The following is a 16,712-nucleotide window of genomic DNA, read 5'->3' on the forward strand; positions in this document are numbered from 1 at the left end:
GCCTCTGGCCTGCGCTGGAACGCGTTTACCGATATGTTTGGTGCCGTGAAAGCCTGAAGCCTTTAGCAAAGTACTTTGCAACGAAAAGTGTACGTGCTAGGAAGCGGTATGACCGAGATCAACCGCGCCCTTGCTGACTTAGCCCTGATCCGCAACCAGATTGCGGGCGCGCGGCTGTTTCGCGGCTTTGGGCCAACGGTGGTGGCTGGAACTGGGGTTTTAGCGCTGATCGCGGCGATGTGGCAAAATCAACAGGGTGTGCAGGCGGCGGCGGAGTATTTCACGCTGTGGCTTGGAGTTGCAGTGCTGTCACTGGCGCTGATCGGGACGGAAATGTGGGCTTTGTCCAAGCGTCACCATGGCGGGCTGGCGGGTCCGTTCGTCTGGGGCATGGCGGAAGCCTTCCTGCCAGCCGGTCTTGCCGGGGCCAGCATCGCCGCTGTGCTCTATCGGTTCGTGCCCGAGGCGATGGGACTGCTACCCGGATTGTGGCAGATTCTGATCGCGCTTGGCCTGTTCAGCGCGGGTGCGCGACTGCCCGCCAGCCTGCGGATTGCAGGGGCGTGGTATTTTCTGGCCGGGCTTGCGTCGCTGATTTTGGCCAGCACTGGCGGGCTATCGCCGTGGTTGATGGGGCTGCCGTTTGGTCTGGGGCAACTGCTGGTGGCGCTGTGCCTGTATCTCGCGGGGCGCAATCATGGTTAAACCCACCGCCCGATATGCCTATGACGGGCTGGACCGGGTGATGCACGAAAAAGCGCGGTTAAGTTTGCTGACCGCGCTGATCACCCATCCGAAAGGGCTGTCGTTCACCGAGTTGAAGCAACATTGCGGCCTCACCGATGGAAATTTAAGCCGCCATATGAAGGTGTTGCAGGAAAGCGGGCTGGTGGCGGTGGTCAAGGGCTATGAAGACAACCGGCCCCATACGGCGGTGACGATCACCTCCAGCGGACAGCAGCAGTTTCTCGATTACCTCAGCGTGCTGGAGCAGGTGCTGCGCGATGCGGCCCCCTTGGCCGCCAGTTTGCCCGCCACATTTCCCGATGCCGAACCGGATTTGGCCTGAGCTTTTATTTGTGGAGCAACTTTGCAATGCAAAGTAGTTTGCTAAACGCGGAGCCCTTGCTGTTCCCCAAATTGAGCCATCTACGTGGCCCGCAAACCCGCAGGCTGTTGCGGCGCTTTGCGGGGGTCTATGCCACATTGTTCGGCGCGGCTGTGGCGTTGCTGCTGTTGGCACCTGCGACTTGGGCAGGCTTTGCGCTGGGGCTGATGGCACCGGGGGCAGGGTTTATCGCAGGTTGGGCGATGCTGGCGAGTGCTGCGCTGTTCGGTATGGCCCTGCTGATCTGGTTTGCGACGGGCAATCTGCTGCTACCGCCGATAGTTTGGCTGGGCGCGGCGTGGCTTGCGGCGGAAAACACTCCCTCTCCGACGCAAAAATTGACCGCCCCCACCCTGATTATACTGGGTTTTGCAGCGATCTGGCTCTGGCAGCGCCGCGCCCTGCGCCGCGCACAGAACCATCGCGCCCGGCTTAACCTTCATCTCGCCAACTGTCCCGCCCTGCCTATACCTGCCCCGTCTGCCGACGAGTTGTCTCCCGCCGATCTTGCCCGCCTGCGTCTGCTCTTGGACCGCGCCTTGCAGCCCGCCGATCAATTCAACGGCTTTGAGCATCGCGACCCGTTTCAGACCGCAGCCTTGCGCTATCAGGTGAATTTTGTCGCCTTCGCACTGGCGCTGGTGCAGGCGCACTATGCTCCGGCCTGTAAGGGCTATCTGCATCAGGCGCAGGATAACCTACTGATCAAGATACAGAATCCGAAAGTCTGGTGCTATTGGGCATGGGAAAACCTCTGGGGTAATCTGCGCCATGACCCCGATCCGATTGCCAGCGGCAACATCATGTATGCGGGCTTTGTCGCCGCCCAAATCGCCCTGCGCGCCAATGCCTGCGGCTATCCGTTTGATGCGACACAGGTGCAGATCAGCGGCGGGCAAAGCTTCACCTACAGCCAGCCGCAGATCATCGAGACCCTGACGCGGCAGTACGAAACCTCTCGCCTTGGCCTGCTGCCGTGTGAGCCGCATTGGGTCTACCCCCTGTGCAATCTGATCACTGCCGCGGCTATCCGCGCCCATTCCAACCGCCACAGGACTGACCATTGGCTGCGGATTTCTGGGCCGCTGCGGGCCGGGCTGGAGGCTGAGTTTATCGGGGCCAAAGGCGATCTGGTGGCGTTCCGCTCCAGCCTGACCGGGATTGCGGCTCCGGCGGTGGGCGGGGCGCTGATGCAGGGCTATCCGTGCGTTTACCTGCACGCCATCGCCCCCGATATGGCGCAGCGGCAGTGGCAGAGCCTGCGGTATGCGCTGCGTGGACGCGGGTGGCGGCACGCGATTTGGCGGCTGGATGTCGGCAATTATGGCCTGTCGCGGGCGGCGGGTTATACCGGGTTGGCGCTGGCAGCGCGCGAGATCGGCGATGAGGCGGCGGCGGGCGATCTGCTGGCGCTGCTGGAGGCGGATTGCCCCGAAGTGATCGCCTCCGGGGTGGCGCATCGCGAAAGCGCCTCACTTTGGGCCTTAGCGCATGAGGTGATGGCGCGGGCGCATCGGACGGGCGGCTTGGCTGCGCTGATGCAGCCGCAGGTGGTCGCGGGGCCGTATATCGAAGCGGTGGATTATGCCGAGACCTTGGTAGCGAAAGCGCGCAATACCGCAGGCGGGCTAGAGATGGTGCTGTATCCGCGCCAGCCGGGTCAGGTACAAAGCCTTGCTTTTGCAGGGTTACAGCCGCATCAAGCCTATCTGCTGCGCGGTGATATCGGCGGTAAACTGATCGCGGATGCGCAAGGCAAAGCCTCCCTGCACCTGACCCTCACCCCGCACAGCGCCTTTACTCTGCTGACAGAGAAAGCGTCAAACCGATGATCTGCTGTACCCTGTTCATCGCCCTGCTCGGCCTCATCGGCACCGCTTTGCATAAACTCGGCTTGCGCCCCGCCTCACCCTTGGCATGGCGCCCCGAAGCCGCCGCCCCCGTACGCTTCTCATGGACCGCCCGCGCCCGCAGCTTCCGCTACGCTGGCCGTGGCCTCGCCACCGCCCTGCGCGAGGAACATAACGCCCGCCTGCATCTGGCGGCCGCCGTGTTGATGACAGCGCTGGGTCTGGGCTTGCACTTCACTGCCGCCGAATGGGCGCGGACCCTGTTTGCCGTGGCCTTGGTGTTCATCGCCGAACTCTTGAACACCGCGCTTGAGCATCTCTGCGATGTGATCTCGCCCGCAGAAAACCCCACAATCGGCAAGGCCAAAGACGTGGCCGCCGCGGCCGTGCTGATCGCCGCCCTGACTGCCTGTGCGGTGCTGGCGACGATCCTGCTGCCACGGCTGTTGCCTGCCGCAAATGCGATCTGCGGCGGCTGAGGTCTAACAGCGCCGTTCAAGGCTTGCCCTTCTATCGCCAGGTGCGTCAAACTGCAGCCCAGACCAGATTTCGGAATATTGGGGCGTGTTGTGATCCATTCAAAGACCGCGCGATGATCCCCGGCCATCTGACCCCGCCCTATCGCTTCATCGCCTTTGATGTCGAAACCGCCAACCGCAATGCGCATAGCATTTGTCAGGTTGGCCTCGCTTGCGTCGATGATTGGGGCCAGATTGACAATTTCAGCCTGCTGGTCGACCCTGCTGAGCCGTTTTCCGACTTCAACACCCAACTGCATGGCATAGATGCCGCTGCCGTTCGCCACGCCCCGCAATTTCCCGAGGTGATCGCCGCCCTCGCGCCGCTGATGGCGCAGCAGCCGATTGTGCAACACTCCCGCTTTGATCAGCGCGCGGTAGAGGCGGCGTGTGGCTGGCATGGCCTCGATGTGCCCGCCTTGCATTGGGTCGACAGCGTCACCATCGCGCGCCGCGCTTGGCCCGAGTTCAAAGGCAACGGCGGCCATGGTCTGGGCCATCTCAAAAAGGCGCTGTCGTTGCAGTTTCAGCACCATGATGCGGGCGAGGATGCGCGGGCAGCGGCACAGGTCGTCTTATGTGCCGAGGCAAAGACCGGGCGCAGCTTTGTCGAAATCCTCGCCAAACAGAGCGCTAAATCACCGCGAGAGGGACGGTCTGCCGCCGCTTATTACGAACCATTTGAATAAAATTGTCATCCTCTGTGCTCAAATATCCCACAGGGGTCTGGGGGTGTGAAACCCCCAGCGATCTATGCAGCAAGCCTACTTTTCAAATGGCTGCCCCAACGAGGCAATCGTGTTCAGCCGCATCCGCCTCCGGTTCGAAGAAATCACCGCCAGCATCAGGATCGTCACGATATAGGGCACGCAGGCCAAAAGCTGCGACGGGATGTTGACGCCCGCCGCTTGAGTGGTCAGCTCGCCCAACGAAAGCGCACCAAACAAAAACGCCCCGAACACCACCCGCCCGGTTTGCCAAGTGCCAAACACCACCAGCGCCAAAGCGATCCAGCCGCGTCCGGCGATCATGCCATCGGCCCAGAGCGGCGTGTAGACCGTCGAGGCATAGGCCCCGGCGATCCCCGCAAGTGCTCCGCCAAAGCCAATCGCCGCGCAGCGGATTGGCAGCACCCGAAAGCCAATCGCGCGGGCGGCATGCGGGTTCTCGCCCACCGCCCGGATGATCAGTCCCAGTTTTGAATGGTTCATCGTGGCCCAGATCGCCAGCGCGAGGGCTATCGTCAACCAAACCACCGCATCCTGCACGAACAGCACTCCCACCACGGGCAGATCAGACAGCAACGGCAGCGCCAGTTTCGGCAATCCGCTGATCGTCAGGCTTTCAAAGCTTTTGCCAAATAGCGCGGACAGCCCGGTGCCTAAGATGCCAATCGCCAACCCCGCCGCCACCTGATTGGCGACAAACCCCAGCACAATCAACGCGAACAGCAACGACAGCCCTGCCCCACCCAAGCCTGCGGCCAGAAAGCCCAAAGCATGACTTTGATAGGTGTAGGTCGTGATAAACCCCAAAGCCGCGCCCAGCGCCATCATGCCTTCCAGCCCCAAATTCAGCACGCCAGACCGCTCCACCACCATCTCGCCCAAGGCCGCCAACAGCATCGGCGTCGCTGCGGCCAGCATCCCTGCCAGAATGAAATCAACCGCGTTCATGGCGTGGCCCGTGGCTTGCGGGTGAAGCTGACCTTGTGGCGGATGAAGGTGAGGCCAGCGAGGTAGAAGCACAACAGCAGGCCCTGAAACACCCAGACGGCGGCAATCGGCAAATCCGCCGACACCATCGCATTATCGCCACCAATATAGATCACCGACATCACAAAGGCCGAGATCACGATGCCCCATGGGTTCAACCCGCCCAAATACGCCACGATGATCGCCGAATAGCCGTATCCAGTCGAGACCGAGCGCTGCAACTGGCCCAAGGGTCCCGCCACTTCTGCCGCTCCGGCAAGGCCCGCCGCCAAACCGCCGAGCAGCAAACTGACCCAGATCGCGCGGGCTTCGCTGAACCCGGCATAGCGGGCGGCGCGGGGGGCAAGCCCGCCGACCAGCAATTGAAAACCGGCAAAGCGGTGGCGCATCAGGATATAGGCCAGCGCACTGGCCACCAGCGCGAACAGCAGTGAGATATTCACCCGCGTGCCGGGCAGCAGGATCGGCAGCAAAGCCGCATCGGGAAACATCACGCTTTGCGGAAAGTTAAAACCATGCGGGTCCTTCCACGGCCCCAGCAGCAGGTAATTCAGCACTTGGGCGGCGATCAGCGACAGCATCAGCGTCACCAGAATTTCATTGGCATTGAACCTTGTGCGGAACATGGCGGCGATCCCAGCCCAAGCCATTCCCGCCAACGCGCCCATCGCCAGCATCGCGGGCAGCATGAAGCCGCTATCGCCCTGCGGATACCACACCGGCAGGGCCGAGGCTGCAATCGCGCCGATGATCAACTGGCCCTCCGCCCCGATGTTGAACACATTGGCGCGAAACCCGATGGCCAAGCCTTGGGCAATCAGCAGCAGCGGGGCCATTTTCAGCAGGACTTCGGAAAAGTTATACCATGTCAGAAACGGTTCCAGCAGCAGCGAATACAACGCCTGACCGGGGGCTTTGCCCAGCAAGGTGAACAGGATCACGCTTGCCACAATCGCACAGGCAAAGGCCGCGATCGGGGCTAACAGCATGGCCATACGCGAGGCCCGCTCGCGGCGAATAAAGCTGACCCTCATGCGCCTGCCCCGATCATATAGGTGCCGACCTGCTCTGCATTGGTCTGCGCAGTTGGCAAAGACGGCGACAGATGGCCCTTGTGCAGCACATGCAGGCGGTCGCAGATCTGGAACAACTCCTCCAACTCCTCAGAAATCACCAAGATGGCCGCCCCCGCGTTGCGCATCGCCACCAAACGCTGGCGGATGTCGGTGGCAGCGCCAATATCGACGCCCCAGGTCGGCTGCGACACCAGCAGCAGTTTGGGATCGAGCATCATCTCGCGACCCATGATGAATTTTTGCAAATTGCCACCGGAAAGCGCACCCGCCTCGGCTTCCGGGCCGGGGGTGCGCACGTCATAGCGAGCGATACAGGCGGCGGTGTAGGCGCGTTCGGGTGTGCGGTGGATAAAGCCACGCTGCACCAGACCCGCTCCATGCGCGGTCAGCAAGGCATTGTCGGCTAAGGACATTTCCGGCACCGCCCCGCGGCCCAAGCGCTCCTCTGGCACAAAGGCAAAGCCCATCTTGCGGCGCTGCGCCACGCCCACCGCGTCCACGCTGCGCCCCATCATGCGGATCATATCGCCCGCCTGCACCACCTCACCCGAGATCAACGCCGCCAGTTCTTGCTGACCATTGCCAGAAATCCCCGCAATGCCGACAATTTCACCGCTATGAACGCGCAGGGAAATGTCCGACAGCGAGACACCAAACGGATCGTCATTGACGTAATCCAACCCGCCGAGTTCCAACCGCACCTCGCCCACCTCCTGCACCGTTGCAGGCAACGGCGGCGGCATGGCGCGGCCTATCATCAGCGTCGCCAGATCCTTGGCGGAATGGGCGCGTGGGTCCAGCCGCCCCGTCACCTGACCGCCCCGCAGGATGGTTGCGGTGTCGCATAGCTCTTTGATTTCTTCCAGCTTATGGCTGATGAACAAGATCGCCATGCCCCGCGCCTGCAAAGCCCGCAGCGTCTCAAACAGCCGCGCCACACTTTGCGGCGGCAGCACCGAGGTCGGCTCATCCAATATCAACAATTCCGGGTTCAGTAGCAGGCAGCGGATAATCTCCACCCGCTGCCGCTCGCCCACCGACAGGGCGTGCACCATCGCTTCGGGATCGACATCCAGCCCAAACTCATCTCCCAAAGCCCGGATGCGCCGCGCCAGATCGGCCTTCCGCCCCGGCACGATCAGCGCGATATTTTGCACCACCGACAGCGTTTCAAACAGCGAGAAATGCTGAAACACCATGCCAATTCCCAAAGCCCGCGCTTCGGCAGGACTGTTAAGGTTCACCGCCTGACCCTTCCACAACATCACGCCTGCATCGGGGGACTCCACCCCGTAAATCAGCTTCATCAGCGTGGATTTGCCCGCGCCATTCTCGCCCAAAATCGCATGGATAGAACCGGGATCGACCACAAGATCAATCCCGGCATTGGCTTGCACCGCGCCATAACGCTTTGATACGGCTTGTAAAGACAACAGCGCGGTCACGGGCTTACTTCGGCAGCGGCGTGGTCACGCCCTTGACATGCCAATCCATCGACAGGATTGCGTCATCGCCCAACGTCACACCCGCAGCCACAGCCTCGGCCCCGTCCTGATTGGTCAGCGGCCCGGTGAACGGGCTGAAGCTGCCGTCCAGCAAGGTCGCATGAACCGCCTCAATCTTCGCCACGGTGTCAGGCGCAATATCCGGGTTCCAGTCGGCGACGAACACGCACTTGTCTGCCATGCCCAGCCACGCGCTTGCCCCCGCGAAGGTGCCAGCCAAGTGCGCGGCGACGCTCGCCTTGAAGTAGGGCGCCCAATCGGTGCCCACCACGCCCAGATATTTCTTCGGCGCATAGGTCTTCATCGACGAGTTCAGGTTGAACACATAGGCCCCGGCCTCTTCACACGCGGCCACCACCGACGGCGTGTCCTGCGCGTTGGAGAACACCACATCGCAGCCTTGCGACAGCAGCGCCTTGGCGGCTTCTTGCTCGGATGCAGGGTCAAACCACGAGTTCACCCAGACCACCGACACTTCAATCGCCGGATCGACCGCCTGCGCCCCCAAGGTGAAGGCGTTGATCGAGGTGATCAGTTCGGGGATCGCAAACGCGCCCACACAGCCGAGTTTCTTCGACTTCGACAAGGACGCCGCCGCCATCCCCATCAGGTAGGTGCCTTGATAATAACGCGCGCCAAACGGCGAGAAATTCGGCGCGGTCTCATAGCCCGAGGCGTGCAGGATCGACACTTCCGGATGCGCTTTGGCCAGCTTCAGCCCGCCGTTCATATAGCCAAACGAGCCGAGGATCAGGAAGGTGTTTCCGTCCGCCACGGTCTTGTTCATGATGCGGTCGCCGTCCGGGCCTTCGGCGATATTCTCCAACAAAGTGACTTTGATCTTGTCACCGTATTCGGCCTGCAGCGCTGCGGTGCCAAGCTCCAGCGTGTGCGACCAGCCGACATCGGCGGCGGGCGAGGGCACGATCAGCGCGACTTTCAGCACGCCGTCTTGCGCGAAGGCCGGTATCGGCAGCGCCATGGCGGTGCTGGCGGCGAGGGAGGTTTTCAAGAAAGAGCGGCGGGTTTGGGTCATCGGATTTCCTTTAGGATCAAGACAGGACGCGGTGGAAGGATGCTTCGGCTTTGGTGAACAAATCGCGCTCATCAAGGCCGGGGAACTGGCCGTCGCGCCAGACGATGCGACCGTTGATCATCGTCATATCAACCGGGCGGCCGACGCCGACTTTCGGGATCAGGCTGGCCGGGTCGTGGCGGGTGCCGACATATTCCAGACGGCGGGTGTCGATGGCAAACAGATCGGCGGCCATGCCGGGGGCAAGACGGCCTAGGTCTTTCCGCCCCAGCAGATCAGCCCCGCCTTGCGTGGCGTAGCCGAGGAAGGCGCTTGGCTCCGGCACCGGATGTTTGCGGGTCGAGGCCACCAGACATTGCAGCATATAGGCCGAATGCAGGCAGTGCATCAGGTTGGAATTGTCGTTCGAGGCCGCCCCATCGCAGCCCAGACCCACGCGCAAACCCAAAGCCTGCATCGCCGGAATATCGGTGACTTCCGCGCCGACCAGATAGACCGGCTCGGGGCAATGCGACACGCCGGTTTGGCTGGTGGCCATCTGGGCCAACTCGCTATGGGTCAATTCCCAGCAATGCGCATACCAAGTGTCCGGGCCGGAAAATCCCATCTCCTCAAGGTATTGCACGGTTCTGCGCCCCGTGCGCACCTCGATCACCGGGCTTTCGCCTTCGCCGACATGGGTGTGCAACAACACGCCTTTGTCGCGGGCGAGGCGCACGGATTCTTCAAACGTATCCTTATAGCAATTCACCGGCTGGCAGGGTGCCACCGCGACTTGGCGCATACTGAACGGGCCAGCGTCGTGGTAAGTATCAATCAGCCGCTCACAATCGCCGATGAATTGCGCGGTCGTCTCCAACATCTCATCCGGGATCGTGCTGCCTTCGGATTTCGGCAGTGTATTGCCACCGCGTCCGGCATGAAAGCGGATGCCGAGCAGGTCTGCGGCCTCAAACTGCCGATCGACGATGCGCGACCCGGCATGGCGGGGGAAGTTGTATTGGTGGTCAAACGCCGTGGTGCAGCCGTTTTTGATCAGTTCCGCCAAGGCCACCACCGAGGAATGATAAAACTGATCCTCGGTCAGCCGCGAAAATATCGGATAGATCAGGTCAAGCCATTCGATCACTGACAGTTTCGTCCAATCCAGATCGGCGCGGTTGCGGATAAAGCATTGAAAGAAATGGTGATGGGTGTTGATCAGACCGGGATAAATGAACCAGCCCGAGGCGTCGATGACTTCCGCGCCGGGGGCGGTCAGGTTCGGCCCGATGGCGGCAATCTGCTTGCCCGTGATCAGCATATCTTGGCCCGACAGCACCAAATTGCTGGCCGAAGGCACAATCGCGGCGCAGTTTTTCAGCAGATACGCCATCACAAATCCTCAAGCGCGGGCACGGCTTCGGGGGCGGGTTTTAATTCGTGCAGGCGGTGGATGCCGGGCATCTCGATGAACCCCGGCAGCGCGCGCAGCGCACGCGACCACAGGCGGATTGCGGGGTAATCGTCCAGCGTCACCCCACCATCCGGGGCCAAAGCGACATTCGGGAAACAGGCGATATCGGCAATCGTCGGCGCGTCACCCTCAAGGAATATCCGCCCCGCGAAACGCGCTTCGGTCATATGCGCTTCGAGTTCGCGCAGACACTCCACCCCTGCCCTGCGGAACGCATCAATATCGCCGGGATAAATCAGCATGTCATGCAGCCGCGCCATGCCCAGACTGGCCCCCAGCCGCGCCGAAAACGCCAGCCAGTTCTGCACTTTTGCAGCCCGCGCCGGGGTGCTGTCGCCCAGCCAAGCCCGCCCCGAGGCTTGCGCCAGATAGACCAGCATCGCGGTGCTTTCGGTCAGCATCAGATCGCCATCAACCAAAACCGGCAGCGTGCCCGCCGGATTGAGGTTGCGGAACGCCAGTGCGCGGTGTTCGCGCCCCGGATGAAAGTCGACGGCCACGAGGTCTAACTTCACCCCCAGCAGCGCCGCCATCAGCCGGATTTTGTAGCAGCTGGCGGAGAGGACATAATCATACAGCTTCATGCCGCCACCATCTGCGCGCCGTAGGTCAGCCCCTTGCGTTTCAACCAGCGCCGATAGGCGATCGAGGTCATATCCGCCTGCGTCGGGATTTCCTTGCCGGGATCCAAAGGCAACAACCGTGGAATCTGGTTCTCCAGAATCGAGCGGTCCTGCAGGAAGATCATCTGCTGAAACTGGATCAGATCGGCCTGCGGCGTGGCATCATCAAACAACGCCATCCACGGCCAGACCTCACACAATTCCTCGGTCAGAGGCTGCACAAAAATCCCGATCACATCCCATGCGTCAGGCTTGTTCGGGCAGGTTTTATACAGCACCGCAGCGGTGGGCGCGGCGACACGATACATATATTCCGTCACAATGCCGCCCGACGCCGATTTCGCGGCCTGCGGTTGATAGAAATGCACCTTGGTCGCCCAAACCTCGTCACTGTCCTCGCGGATTTGCACCTCATAGCGGCCAACTTCGGTATGCGGCTCGGCCCCCAGAACATCGGTATGCACAAAGGGAAAGTGGGCGATATCAAGGAAATTCTCTACCGCCCGCAATGGCGAGCATTTCACCCGCACCACGCCGCAATCCACCAAGCGCCGCCCCGGTTGATCGGCCTCGGGGATCGGAAACAGATCATGCGCGGGCGTGCCGAGGCAGGCCCAGACATGGCCGTAGCGCAAGCACACCGCCAGCGCCGACCCATCGGCGCGCTGCACCACAATCTCACCAGCGTCCAAAAACACCGCAATATCGCTGCCCAAAAGCTGGGTTTGTCGCCCCGGCCACGCACCCACCTGTGCTGCCATCGCCACCGGATACCATTCGTTCAGAACCGCCTGCGCGATCATGCCAAAACCCCTTCTTCCACCAAGCGACGCACTCCGTCCAGCCAGCGCGACAGGCGCACCCGGTCGCCCGCGCCCAAGCCGTGCAGCGTGACCGATGCGCCGCGATCTTGCACCACCAAAGCCACTGCAGCGCCCTCAACCTGCCCGCGCCAAACCGCGCCATGCTGCACAAACCCCGGCAAGCCCCGCGTCAGCGCCGCAACATCGGCCTGCACCGTGACCGAGCGCACCGCCACCAGCCCACTCAGATCCGGCAGCACAACTTCGGTCCCCGCAGGCGCAACCCAGATCACGCCGTCCGCTTCAACGCAGGCATAGACCTCGGCCTTGATCGCGGCGGGCGGCACCATCGCCGGATGCGCCGGGATCTTGCTGCAGGCCCCGTCGGTGCCATAAGTCCAGCCGTGATAGATGCAGCTGAGCGTCTCACCGCGCACAAAACCATGCGACAGCCGCATCCCGCGATGCGGGCAACGATCATTCCACGCCGACAGCCGCCCAGTGGCAGAGCGCCAGATCGCCAGCTCCGCCCCCTGCCAGCTGCCCGCCATCACCACGCCCAATGGCAAATCCTGCGACAAGCCATTCGCAACCCACATCCCCGACATTATCGTCCCCACAATCCCCAACCAAACCTTGCGGCCCCGCGCGAAAACCGAAAGCCCGAAACCCGTTCTCGCACAAAGCCACCGCAGCAGATGCCGAAAATTTCGGCGCCATCCTCACATATGATCATAAGTTAATCCGCTATCGAAGCGAAATCGTTAAGATTTTGCAACGCGGTCGGTGTCCGATCAATCCGCTCGACCCAAACCTCTTGCGGGCCAAGGCTACAGCCCAATGCCATTGCATCCAGCAGGTCGGGCAGGCCAGTCACCACCAGATCGATGCGGTCAGCCTCCTGCCGCAAAATCGCCCCGCGCAGACCCAAACGGCGGGCATGCCGCGCGATCCATGTGGCGAAGATCGGTGCCCCAACGTCGCCCAGAACGACAAAGCTCTGGCTTTGCTCAATCATAGGGTCGTCGGCAGAATCGCGGTCGGGATCGCGGGTGGTAGTGTGATCCATCGCGGCCTCGGGCTTGGGATTCGTCCTAGACTGGCAGGCCCGCGCCAAGCTGTCCAGAGCGGTCGAAGCGCCGACGAGGCCGATTGCCCTGCCCCGCAGCCCGCGTTAGGTAGGCCCATCCCTGCTTCCGACTCTCCGCTGAAAGCCGCTCTGTTGCCGCAGACCCCGCCCCCGTCAAACCGCCGCGCGCAGGTGCTGCAATGGGCAGCGCTCGCCTTGCTGTCCGCGCTGATCACTGCGGGGTTTGAGGCGCTGCACCTACCCGCAGCCCTGCTGCTGGGGCCAATGATCGCAGCGATTATGCTCGCGCTGCGTGGATTTAGCATCACCCTGCCTGGCCCCGCGATGACGGCGGCACAGGGCATCGTCGGGCTGATGGTGGCGACGATCCTGCCGATTTCGATGATGACCGAGGTGGCGGCCCAATGGCCCATCGTGTTGGCCGGCACACTTTCGACCATTGCGGCCTCGGCGCTGCTGGGCTGGCTGCTGGCACGCTCTGGCGCACTTCCGGGCACCACGGCAATCTGGGGTTCATCGCCGGGGGCGGCCTCGGCCATGGTGTTGCTGTCTGGGGCGTATGGCGCGGACATCCGCCTTGTCGCCTTCATGCAATACCTACGCGTCGCCTGTGTCGCGGTGGTGGCCACCGTGGTGGCACGGCTGTTTGGCGTGGCGGGCGAGCCTGCGCCCATCATCATCTGGTTTCCGGAGATGCCCGCGTTGGGCATCGCGCAGACCTTGGCCCTCGCCGTGGTTCTGGCCTTTGTCGGCCAAAGATTGCGCCTGCCCGGAGCAACTTTCCTGCTGCCCATCGGCACGGGAATGCTGCTGATGCAGACCGGATGGATGCAGATTTACCTGCCACCGTGGCTGCTGGCGCTGACCTATGCCGCGATCGGTTGGGCGATTGGCCTGCGCTTTACCCCAGCCACTTTGGGCCATGCGCTGCGGGCCTTCCCACGGGTGTTCGCCTCGATCATGGCCTTGATCGCGGTCTGCGGTGGGGCAGCCTGGGTCTTGGTGCAGTTTGCCGGGATTGATCCCCTGACAGCTTATCTCGCCACCAGCCCCGGAGGGATGGATTCGGTGGCCATCATCGCCGCCTCTACCCCGGTTGATGTGGCTTTCGTGATGACGATGCACATGGCGCGGTTTTTGCTGATCCTGCTGCTTGGCCCGATCTTGGCACGCTGGTTGTCGCGCCCGAAAGGGTTTTAGCCCCCGTTTCAGGCCAACACGATCACATCTTGGCCGCGGAACCGCAGCGCCACCTCTGCCCCCAAGGGCGGCGGCGGTGCATCAGGACGGTTGAACAGATCAAGCGAGATCGCCCCCGCCGCCGTCTCGGCCTTGACCCGGATCACCGCGCCGAGGAATTGCACCGCCGCAATCCGCGCGGGCAGCGCAAAATCGCCCCGGCTGATCTGGTCGGCATCCGCCTCCAGATGCACCACTTCAGGGCGCAGGGCCAATCCCACCGTCGCGCCCGCTTGCGCCGAAATCGCTTGGGGAAGGCGCAAGGGCTGGCCCTGCACCGTCACCTCACCGCCCGCCGGATTGGTGACAATGGCATCCAACGTGTTCAAGGTGCCGACAAACTGCGCCACAAACCGGGTTTTCGGATGGTTATAAATCTCAAACGGCGCGCCAACCTGCTCGGCCCGTCCACCATTCATCACCACAACCCGATCTGACATCGATAGGGCTTCTTCCTGATCATGTGTGACGAAAATCGTGGTGATGCCCAGCTTGCGCTGAATATCGCGGATTTCCGCCCGCAAACTGACCCGGATCTTCGCATCCAGCGCAGAGAGCGGCTCATCCAACAACAACACCCGAGGACGCGGAGCCAAAGCCCGCGCCAAAGCCACCCGCTGCTGCTGCCCGCCGGAAAGCTGGAACGGATAGCGCGCGCCCATCTCGGGCAGGCCAATCAGCGCCAGCATCTCGGCCACCCGCGCAATGATCTCCTTGGCCGACACCCCGGCAATCTTCAAGCCAAAGCCGACATTCTGCGCCACCGTCAGGTTTGGAAACAGCGCATAAGCCTGAAACACCATGCCAATATTGCGCTGATTGGGCCGCAGGTGCGTCACATCCTGCCCGTCGATCTTGATCGCCCCATGGGTAGGCGTTTCAAACCCCGCCACCATCCGCAAAACCGTGGTTTTCCCGCAGCCAGAAGGGCCCAAAAGCGAAACAAACTCGCCCTTCGCCACGCCAAGATCAAACGATTTCACCACTTGGTTCGCGCCAAAGGATTTTTGCAGCGCGGAAAGGTCCAGATAAGCCATCAGCGCGGCATCCTTGTGTGTTTGGAGAATTTGGTGGCCAACTGGATCAGCATCATGCAGGCCCAGGTCAAAGCGAAGGTCATCACGGCCAAAGCCGCCGGTTCATAGGCTTTGTTGCCGCCCGCCCAGACCAGATATGGCCCAAACGCAGGCCGATCCAGCAGCGCCGCAAAGACATATTCGCCGATCACGATGGCAAAGGTCAAAAACGCCCCCGACAGCACCGCCACCAGCACATTCGGCAAGATCACCTTTGCCAGAACGGTAATCCAACCCGCGCCAAGGCTCTGCGCCGCTTCAGTCAGCGTGCGCAGATCAATCGCCGCGAGGCCCGTATCGACGGCACGGTACATATAGGGCAGCGCCAGCACCGCATAGCCACACATCAGCAGGAAATCGGTGCCCAAGGTCGTACCCGTCAGCGGCAACCAACTGGAAGTATTGAACAAACGGATATAGCCGAACACGATCACAATCGGCGGGATCACCAAGGGCAGCAGGGTGATGAACTCCATGAATGGGCGCAGACGCGGCAGTTTCAGCCGCACCCAGAACACCGTCGGCACCACCACCAGCACGCCAAACACAATCGTCAGACACGCCATCACCACCGAATAGCCAAAGGTCGCCTGAAACTGCGGATCGCCCATGACGGACCGATACGCGTCCAAAGAATACTCGCCCCGCCGCATCTTCAGCGAGAATTCCAGCATCCCCACCAGCGGCAGGAAGAAATACACCACACCAACCGCAATCGCGGCCCATGACAGGATACGCTTCATTTGATCCACCTCTCGGCGCGGGTCCGCATCACCACATAGACGCCGTTGGAAATGCCGGTGATCACGATCATGCCAAAGGCCAGCGCATAGCCCAAATGCGGGTCTTGCAGCACATCGCCGCGAATTTGGTTGAACAGCAGGATCGGCGCGATCGACAAAAGCGACCCCGTCAAGGCAATCGCCGTCGCCACCGCGCCAAAGGCATTGGCGAACAAAAGCGCCAGCGTCCCCAGCAGCGACGGCCCCAACACAGGCAGCGCTACCATACGCCAATACTGGCCCCCGGTTGCGCCCAAAACCTCTGCCGCCTCGCGCCATTCGCGTTTCAGCCCGTCAATCGCGGGGGTGATGATCAGCACCATCAGCGGGATCTGGAAGAACACATAGGCCGCGACCAGCCCCCAGAAGCTGATCATATTGAAGCCCAAAGCGTAGATATTGACGCCAAACCAATCGCGCAGCAGCAGCGTCACAAACCCCACCCGGCCCAAAGTCGCCACATAGGCAAAGGCCAACGGCACCCCAGCGAAATTCGAAGTCACCCCCGAAAACGTCATCACAATGCCGCGCAGCCAAGCGGGCAAGCCGCCCAAAACCACCGCCAAGGCAATCGCAAACCCCAAAGCGCAGCCGATCAGGGCCGAGGCAAAGCTCAGCCGGATCGACAACCAGAAGGCATTGATAATCTCGGGCGTGAAGAGATTGAAAATGTTTTTCAGCGTAAAGCCGCCCGCGTCATCGACAAACGCCCCCGCCACGATGTTCGCGGTGGGCATCAGCAAAAACAGCAGCGCGAACAGCAAAAATGGCAGCACCCCCAGGACGTTCCACGGCAGGGCACGCCAAAGGCGAGAGCTTCTCATCTATCTGATCC

Annotated in this window: 18 protein-coding genes; 6 read left to right on the forward strand and 12 right to left on the reverse strand. The window is 61.9% G+C overall.

Annotated features, from left to right (window positions below):
- Nucleotides 1-108: 108 nt before the first annotated feature.
- From AKV04_RS15420 to AKV04_RS15440, 5 genes are all read left to right on the forward strand, one after another.
- Nucleotides 109-705 carry a hypothetical protein gene (locus tag AKV04_RS15420; protein ID WP_054007310.1) on the forward strand — a complete coding sequence of 199 codons (597 nt, stop codon included), beginning with the start codon at nt 109-111 and terminating at the stop codon, nt 703-705.
- The gene (locus AKV04_RS15425) at nt 698-1,069 is read left to right on the forward strand and encodes a transcriptional regulator (RefSeq protein WP_054007311.1); all 372 of its coding nucleotides are present in this window, start codon (nt 698-700) and stop codon (nt 1,067-1,069) included. The genes AKV04_RS15420 and AKV04_RS15425 overlap by 8 nt, the downstream gene beginning before the upstream one ends.
- A 71-nt stretch (nt 1,070-1,140) precedes the next feature.
- Nucleotides 1,141-2,940 carry a linalool dehydratase/isomerase domain-containing protein gene (locus AKV04_RS15430; protein ID WP_156317576.1) on the forward strand — a complete coding sequence of 600 codons (1,800 nt, stop codon included), beginning with the start codon at nt 1,141-1,143 and terminating at the stop codon, nt 2,938-2,940.
- Entirely contained in the window at nt 2,937-3,437 is a 501-nt protein-coding gene (locus tag AKV04_RS15435; protein ID WP_082351663.1) for a diacylglycerol kinase family protein, read from the forward strand. Before AKV04_RS15430 ends, AKV04_RS15435 begins: the two co-directional genes overlap by 4 nt.
- A 113-nt stretch (nt 3,438-3,550) precedes the next feature.
- Entirely contained in the window at nt 3,551-4,165 is a 615-nt protein-coding gene (locus AKV04_RS15440; RefSeq protein WP_054007313.1) for an exonuclease domain-containing protein, read from the forward strand.
- A 75-nt stretch (nt 4,166-4,240) separates the two neighbouring features.
- On the opposite strand, the gene AKV04_RS15445 is transcribed toward AKV04_RS15440, so the two are convergent.
- From AKV04_RS15445 to AKV04_RS15485, 9 genes are all read right to left on the reverse strand, one after another.
- On the reverse strand, nt 4,241-5,152 hold the full coding sequence (locus tag AKV04_RS15445; protein ID WP_054007314.1) for an ABC transporter permease: 912 nt from the start codon (nt 5,150-5,152) through the stop codon (nt 4,241-4,243).
- Nucleotides 5,149-6,225, reverse strand: a complete 1,077-nt coding sequence (locus AKV04_RS15450; protein ID WP_054007315.1) for an ABC transporter permease — start codon at nt 6,223-6,225, stop codon at nt 5,149-5,151. Before AKV04_RS15450 ends, AKV04_RS15445 begins: the two co-directional genes overlap by 4 nt.
- Nucleotides 6,222-7,712, reverse strand: a complete 1,491-nt coding sequence (locus AKV04_RS15455; protein WP_054007316.1) for an ABC transporter ATP-binding protein — start codon at nt 7,710-7,712, stop codon at nt 6,222-6,224. Before AKV04_RS15455 ends, AKV04_RS15450 begins: the two co-directional genes overlap by 4 nt.
- Before the next feature lie 4 nt (nt 7,713-7,716).
- Nucleotides 7,717-8,808, reverse strand: coding sequence for a BMP family ABC transporter substrate-binding protein (locus AKV04_RS15460; RefSeq protein WP_054007317.1), 1,092 nt, complete (start codon nt 8,806-8,808; stop codon nt 7,717-7,719).
- A 16-nt stretch (nt 8,809-8,824) separates the two neighbouring features.
- Nucleotides 8,825-10,183 carry an amidohydrolase gene (locus AKV04_RS15465; RefSeq protein ID WP_054007318.1) on the reverse strand — a complete coding sequence of 453 codons (1,359 nt, stop codon included), beginning with the start codon at nt 10,181-10,183 and terminating at the stop codon, nt 8,825-8,827.
- The gene (locus AKV04_RS15470; RefSeq protein ID WP_054007319.1) at nt 10,183-10,848 is read right to left on the reverse strand and encodes a glutathione S-transferase family protein; all 666 of its coding nucleotides are present in this window, start codon (nt 10,846-10,848) and stop codon (nt 10,183-10,185) included. Before AKV04_RS15470 ends, AKV04_RS15465 begins: the two co-directional genes overlap by 1 nt.
- Complete coding sequence (locus AKV04_RS15475) at nt 10,845-11,690, reverse strand: aromatic ring-hydroxylating oxygenase subunit alpha (protein ID WP_054007320.1); 846 nt, start codon at nt 11,688-11,690, stop codon at nt 10,845-10,847. The genes AKV04_RS15470 and AKV04_RS15475 overlap by 4 nt, the downstream gene beginning before the upstream one ends.
- Complete coding sequence (locus AKV04_RS15480) at nt 11,687-12,298, reverse strand: Rieske 2Fe-2S domain-containing protein (RefSeq protein ID WP_054007321.1); 612 nt, start codon at nt 12,296-12,298, stop codon at nt 11,687-11,689. The genes AKV04_RS15475 and AKV04_RS15480 overlap by 4 nt, the downstream gene beginning before the upstream one ends.
- 131 nt (nt 12,299-12,429) lie before the next feature.
- Complete coding sequence (locus AKV04_RS15485) at nt 12,430-12,759, reverse strand: acylphosphatase (protein WP_235815656.1); 330 nt, start codon at nt 12,757-12,759, stop codon at nt 12,430-12,432.
- Between the two features lie 153 nt (nt 12,760-12,912).
- Between AKV04_RS15485 and AKV04_RS15490 the strand changes: the two genes are divergently transcribed.
- On the forward strand, nt 12,913-13,980 hold the full coding sequence (locus tag AKV04_RS15490) for an AbrB family transcriptional regulator (RefSeq protein WP_054007322.1): 1,068 nt from the start codon (nt 12,913-12,915) through the stop codon (nt 13,978-13,980).
- A gap of 8 nt (nt 13,981-13,988) precedes the next feature.
- On the opposite strand, the gene AKV04_RS15495 is transcribed toward AKV04_RS15490, so the two are convergent.
- From AKV04_RS15495 to AKV04_RS15505, 3 genes are read right to left on the reverse strand one after another with little or no spacing between them, the layout of a single operon-like run.
- Nucleotides 13,989-15,056: an ABC transporter ATP-binding protein gene (locus AKV04_RS15495; protein WP_054007323.1), complete on the reverse strand. Its 1,068-nt coding sequence runs from the start codon at nt 15,054-15,056 to the stop codon at nt 13,989-13,991.
- Nucleotides 15,056-15,838, reverse strand: coding sequence for an ABC transporter permease (locus tag AKV04_RS15500; protein WP_054007324.1), 783 nt, complete (start codon nt 15,836-15,838; stop codon nt 15,056-15,058). The genes AKV04_RS15495 and AKV04_RS15500 overlap by 1 nt, the downstream gene beginning before the upstream one ends.
- Nucleotides 15,835-16,701 (reverse strand): ABC transporter permease, encoded by an 867-nt coding sequence (locus AKV04_RS15505; protein WP_054007325.1) that lies wholly within the window; start codon nt 16,699-16,701, stop codon nt 15,835-15,837. Before AKV04_RS15505 ends, AKV04_RS15500 begins: the two co-directional genes overlap by 4 nt.
- Nucleotides 16,702-16,712 lie beyond the last annotated feature (11 nt).

The sequence above is a fragment of the Cypionkella psychrotolerans genome, from assembly GCF_001294535.1.
Taxonomy (GTDB): Bacteria; Pseudomonadota; Alphaproteobacteria; order Rhodobacterales; family Rhodobacteraceae; genus Cypionkella; species Cypionkella psychrotolerans.

Excerpts from the sequence above, each read along its gene's own strand:
- AKV04_RS15420 (WP_054007310.1), top strand. The coding sequence starts at position 109 with ATGACCGAGATCAACCGCGCCCTTGCTGACTTAGCCCTGATCCGCAAC.
- AKV04_RS15425 (WP_054007311.1), top strand. The coding sequence starts at position 698 with ATGGTTAAACCCACCGCCCGATATGCCTATGACGGGCTGGACCGGGTG.
- AKV04_RS15435 (WP_082351663.1), top strand. The coding sequence starts at position 2,937 with ATGATCTGCTGTACCCTGTTCATCGCCCTGCTCGGCCTCATCGGCACC.
- AKV04_RS15440 (WP_054007313.1), top strand. The coding sequence starts at position 3,551 with ATGATCCCCGGCCATCTGACCCCGCCCTATCGCTTCATCGCCTTTGAT.
- AKV04_RS15445 (WP_054007314.1), bottom strand. The coding sequence starts at position 5,152 with ATGAACGCGGTTGATTTCATTCTGGCAGGGATGCTGGCCGCAGCGACG.
- AKV04_RS15450 (WP_054007315.1), bottom strand. The coding sequence starts at position 6,225 with ATGAGGGTCAGCTTTATTCGCCGCGAGCGGGCCTCGCGTATGGCCATG.
- AKV04_RS15460 (WP_054007317.1), bottom strand. The coding sequence starts at position 8,808 with ATGACCCAAACCCGCCGCTCTTTCTTGAAAACCTCCCTCGCCGCCAGC.
- AKV04_RS15465 (WP_054007318.1), bottom strand. The coding sequence starts at position 10,183 with ATGGCGTATCTGCTGAAAAACTGCGCCGCGATTGTGCCTTCGGCCAGC.
- AKV04_RS15470 (WP_054007319.1), bottom strand. The coding sequence starts at position 10,848 with ATGAAGCTGTATGATTATGTCCTCTCCGCCAGCTGCTACAAAATCCGG.
- AKV04_RS15475 (WP_054007320.1), bottom strand. The coding sequence starts at position 11,690 with ATGATCGCGCAGGCGGTTCTGAACGAATGGTATCCGGTGGCGATGGCA.
- AKV04_RS15480 (WP_054007321.1), bottom strand. The coding sequence starts at position 12,298 with ATGTCGGGGATGTGGGTTGCGAATGGCTTGTCGCAGGATTTGCCATTG.
- AKV04_RS15485 (WP_235815656.1), bottom strand. The coding sequence starts at position 12,759 with ATGGATCACACTACCACCCGCGATCCCGACCGCGATTCTGCCGACGAC.
- AKV04_RS15495 (WP_054007323.1), bottom strand. The coding sequence starts at position 15,056 with ATGGCTTATCTGGACCTTTCCGCGCTGCAAAAATCCTTTGGCGCGAAC.
- AKV04_RS15500 (WP_054007324.1), bottom strand. The coding sequence starts at position 15,838 with ATGAAGCGTATCCTGTCATGGGCCGCGATTGCGGTTGGTGTGGTGTAT.
- AKV04_RS15505 (WP_054007325.1), bottom strand. The coding sequence starts at position 16,701 with ATGAGAAGCTCTCGCCTTTGGCGTGCCCTGCCGTGGAACGTCCTGGGG.